This window comes from Flavobacterium sp. UBA4854 (genome assembly GCF_002399805.1).
GTDB classification, from domain to species: Bacteria; Bacteroidota; Bacteroidia; order Flavobacteriales; family Flavobacteriaceae; genus Flavobacterium; species Flavobacterium ginsengisoli.
Genome location: NZ_DHEI01000035.1, coordinates 17,298 through 22,114, shown reverse-complemented (window position 1 = coordinate 22,114; position 4,817 = coordinate 17,298). Strand labels below are relative to the sequence as shown.

5 protein-coding genes are annotated in these 4,817 nt (G+C 32.5%); all 5 read left to right on the top strand.

Annotated elements, in window-relative coordinates:
• A partial coding sequence (gene coaBC, locus B3J44_RS04550) for a bifunctional phosphopantothenoylcysteine decarboxylase/phosphopantothenate--cysteine ligase CoaBC (RefSeq protein ID WP_286966087.1) occupies positions 1–830 on the top strand: 830 nt, incomplete at its 5' end.
• Between the two features lie 72 nt (positions 831–902).
• Entirely contained in the window at positions 903–1,787 is an 885-nt protein-coding gene (locus B3J44_RS04545; protein WP_278022050.1) for a DUF4835 family protein, read from the top strand.
• Positions 1,788–1,844: 57 nt separating this feature from the next.
• On the top strand, positions 1,845–3,497 hold the full coding sequence (recN, locus tag B3J44_RS04540) for a DNA repair protein RecN (RefSeq protein ID WP_286966086.1): 1,653 nt from the start codon (positions 1,845–1,847) through the stop codon (positions 3,495–3,497).
• A 9-nt stretch (positions 3,498–3,506) separates the two neighbouring features.
• Positions 3,507–4,028: a tetratricopeptide repeat protein gene (locus tag B3J44_RS04535; protein ID WP_286966085.1), complete on the top strand. Its 522-nt coding sequence runs from the start codon at positions 3,507–3,509 to the stop codon at positions 4,026–4,028.
• A gap of 21 nt (positions 4,029–4,049) precedes the next feature.
• A partial coding sequence (fabV, locus tag B3J44_RS04530; RefSeq protein WP_286966084.1) for an enoyl-ACP reductase FabV occupies positions 4,050–4,817 on the top strand: 768 nt, incomplete at its 3' end.

The following is a 4,817-nucleotide window of genomic DNA, read 5'->3' as shown; positions in this document are numbered from 1 at the left end:
TGGATATGTACAAACACCCATCGACTTTATCGAGCTTTGCTGCATTAAAACAGTACGGAAACATTATGATTCCTGCTGAAAGCGGAGAATTGGCAAGTGGTTTGTCTGGTGAAGGTCGAATGGCTGAACCTGAGAATATTGTTGCATTTCTAGAAGCTGATTTGGAAAGTAAATTACCTTTAAAAGGAAAAAAAATACTTGTTACAGCAGGACCAACATACGAAGCAATAGACCCTGTGCGTTTTATTGGAAATCATTCGTCAGGAAAAATGGGATTTGATATTGCGAATGAAGCGGCAAGCTTAGGAGCAGAAGTGTTCTTAATTGCTGGACCAACTCATTTGAAAGCTAAAAACAGTCTTATAAAAGTAGTAGATGTGATTTCAGCTCAAGAAATGTACGATGCCTGCCATGTGTATTTTAATGAAGTTGATGCGGCAATCGCAGCAGCAGCTGTTGCAGATTACAGACCTAAATTTGTTGCAGATCAGAAGATTAAGAAAAATACTGTAGAATTTTCGATAGAACTCGAGAAAACAAAAGATATACTATCTTCTTTAGGAGCGATCAAAAAAAATCAGTTTTTGATTGGATTTGCATTAGAAACTGAAAATGAAATTGAAAATGCTAAGCTGAAAATTCAGAAAAAAAACTTAGATTTGATTGTTTTAAATTCCTTACAAGATAAAGGCGCAGGTTTTAAAAAAGAAACCAATAAAGTAACTTTTATTGATAAAAATTTTGAAATTGAACCAATGGAATTAAAGTCAAAAGAATCTGTTGCGGCTGATATTTTGAATAAAGTTATTTTGCATTTTTCAAAATCATAAATTTAAAATATACGCCGAAAGCATAATTTGGAAGCCATTTTATGTTTTGTAAAATTAAATATCTAGACGATTATGAATAAGATAGTTATGCTATTAGTTTTTTTAAGCTTTGGTTTTGTACAAGCTCAACAGCTAAATTGTACAGTAACTATTAATACAGAACGTCTAACAAATCCAAATAATCAGGTTTTTAAAACACTTCAGACTTCTTTGGCTGAGTTTGTTAATAAAACAGACTGGACAGGTTCTGTATTAAAACAAAACGAGAGAATAAACTGTTCGATGTATATTACATTATCATCTAATAGTTCAGATCAATTTACAGGAACAATTCAAGTCCAATCTTCGAGATTGATTTTTAATTCTACATATTCTTCGCCAGTTTTAAATTACAACGATAAAGATTTTAATTTCAGATATACGGAGTACGAGCCATTGCTTTTTAATCCAAGTACTTACGATTCAAATTTGGTTTCTGTTATATCTTTTTACTGTTACGTGATTTTAGGAATGGATGCCGATACTTTTCAAATGGGTGCAGGAAATCCTTATCTTCAAACTGCACAGAATATTGCCAATGTTGCACAACAAGGAGGTTTTAAAGGATGGAATCAATCTGACGGACTTCAGAATCGCTACTACTTAATCAACGATATGATTGCGCCGACTTACAGTGATTTGCGTCAGGTTACTTACGCCTATCACACAGGATTGGATGCAATGACATTGGATACTAAAGCGGCTAAAGAAAAAATCAAAAATGCATTAATGCTTATTGGTAAATTAAACTCGGTTAAACCAAATGCTTTTATAACTCGAGTTTTCTTTGATGCAAAATCAGATGAAATTGTTTCGATTTTTTCTGGAGGACCAAGTATCACAATTACAGATTTAACCGATGTCTTAAATAAAGTTTCTCCGTTAAATTCTACAAAATGGTCGCAGATTAAATATTAATCTCGTTTTTCATTTTTCTATCTTAGTTAACTTTTTACATTTTACAAAAACTGCCCTATGATTACATCACTGTCAATTAAAAATTATGCTCTTATCGAAAAACTAGCCATAGATTTCTCTAAAGGTTTTTCTATAATTACAGGTGAGACAGGCGCAGGAAAATCTATTATTTTAGGAGCTATTGGTCTTGTTTTGGGAAAAAGAGCAGATCTTACCTCATTAAAAAATAAAGAAGAAAAATGTGTTATTGAGGCACAATTCGAAATTGGAAAATACAATTTAAGAGAATTTTTTGAAGCTAATGATTTAGATTACGAAGATGAAACGATTATTAGAAGAGAAATTTTGCCTTCTGGTAAATCTCGCGCTTTTATAAATGATAGTCCCGTAAATCTTCAGGAACTGCAAGATTTGAGTTTGTATTTGATTGATATCCATTCGCAACAGCAAACTCAAGAATTATCAGATGAAAATGTTCAGTTTAAAATTATTGATGCCATTGCAAACAATGCTGAAGTAATTGCTGAATATCAAAAACTGCTGAAATCATATAAATCAGATAGATCGAAATTAAATGCTTTGCTTAAAAAGCAAAGTGATGCAGGAAAAGAGCAGGAATATCATACATTTTTGTTGAATGAATTGGTTGCAGCTCAGTTAAAATCTGGTGAACAGGAAGAATTAGAAGCAGATTATGAAAAGCTGAATAATGTTGAAATTATTAAAGAATCTCTAGATAAATCTTTGGCAATCGCAAATGAAGAGCAATTTGGTGTTTTTCATAATTTAAATGAAATTAAAAATGCATTGCAGAAAGTCGCGCCTTTCTCTGTAGAATATCAAAAATTGTTTGAAAGAATAACAAGCTTAACTATTGAGTTTGATGATGTTTCTAAAGAATTAGAAAATTGTTCGGAGAAATTATTGAATGATCCAGCACAATTGGAATTAATCAATCAAAAACTGCAGTCGATTTATAATTTGCAGAAAAAGCATCAGGTAAGTTCTGTCGATGAGTTGCTTCAAATTCAATCAGATTTAGGGAATTCCTTGCTGGAACTGGATAATATGGATGAAGAAATAGCTTTATTGACTAAAAGTATTGAAGAAAAAGCAACAGAATTAGATATTCACGCTTCAAAAATACACGAAAATAGAGTAAATGCGATTCCAAAATTATCAGCACAGTTAGTGTCAATTTTAGAAACATTAGGAATGCCGAATGCTCGTTTTAATATGGAATTGCAGTCGTCTGAAACTTATTTCCAAAACGGAAAAGATGAATTACAATTTTTATTTTCTGCCAATAAAGGAACCGATTTTGGTTTGTTAAAGAAAGTGGCTTCAGGAGGAGAGATGTCTCGTATTATGTTGGCGGTGAAAGCGATTTTGGCAAAATATTCAAAATTGCCAACATTGATTTTTGACGAAATTGATACAGGAGTTTCTGGAGAAATTGCCATTAGAATGGGAGAGATCATGAAAGAAATGAGTTCGACAATGCAAATATTTGCAATTACACATTTACCGCAAATTGCAGCAAAAGGAGATTCTCATTTTAAAGTTTCTAAATCTACTGTTGGTGATGATACATTATCTGAATTGAAGCTTTTATCGCAAGAAAATCGAATTATAGAAATTGCTCAAATGCTTTCAGGAGCAAATATTTCTGATTCGGCTTTAAACCACGCCAAAGAATTATTGAATTAAGATATAGAAATGGAGAGTTTGAGTTTTTACGAAAATCAGTTTATAAAAGCAGATTCGTTAATTTCTGAAGGAAATTCAGCAGAAGCAAAAGAATTACTAGAAGAAATTTTATCGCAATATCCTGATTTTGGTAAAGCGCACAATCATTTGGGATGGATTTATTATAACAAACTAAGTGATTACGAAAGAGGAATTTTCCATTATAAATTGGCTATTAAATTTGATCCTAAATATTCAGCTCCATACTTAAATTACACTTATTTACTCATTGATATTGGACGTTATGCCGAAGCAAAAGAGCATATTGCATTTACAATAGCAAATTTAGAAACCGCAGATAACTCGTCATATAACAGTGAATTAGGAAGGATGGCGGAGTACGAAAACCAATATACGGCAGCTTATTGCTATTATAAAGAGGCTAAGAAAAATGCATTAAACCCAAATTTTATTGACAATATGAAGGCTAATATGAAAAGGGTTAAGGATAAAATGTCTATTTTTGAAAAATTAAAACTGAAATTGAAATAATACAAAAAAAATAATTGCAAGATGATTATAGAACCTAGAATGAGAGGATTTATTTGTTTGACCGCCCACCCAACGGGAGCTGAACAAAATGTAAAAAATCAAATCGAATACGTAAAATCTAAAGGCGAAATCGCTGGTGCTAAAAAAGTTTTAGTTATTGGTGCTTCTACAGGTTTCGGATTAGCTTCAAGAATTACTAGTGCTTTTGGTTCTGGTGCATCAACAATTGGAGTGTTTTTTGAAAAACCGCCAGTTGAAGGAAAAACAGCTTCTCCAGGATGGTATAATTCTGCAGCATTCGAAAAAGAAGCTCATAAAGCAGGTTTATATGCAAAAAGTATCAACGGTGATGCGTTCTCAAACGAAATCAAAAGAGAAACTCTAGATTTAATTAAAGCAGATTTAGGACAAGTAGATCTTGTAATTTATAGTTTAGCTTCTCCTGTACGTACAAATCCAAATACAGGAGTTACACATCGTTCAGTTTTAAAACCAATTGGACAAACATTTACAAATAAAACAGTTGATTTCCATACAGGAAAAGTTTCAGATGTTTCTATTGCTCCTGCAAACGAGGAAGATATTGAAAACACTGTTGCCGTTATGGGCGGAGAAGATTGGGCAATGTGGATTGACGCTTTAAAAGCTGAAAATTTATTAGCTGAAGGTGCTACAACTGTTGCTTATTCTTATATTGGGCCATCATTAACTGAAGCAGTTTACAGAAAAGGAACTATTGGTCGTGCAAAAGATCACTTAGAGGCTACGGCGTTTACTATTTCAGATTCT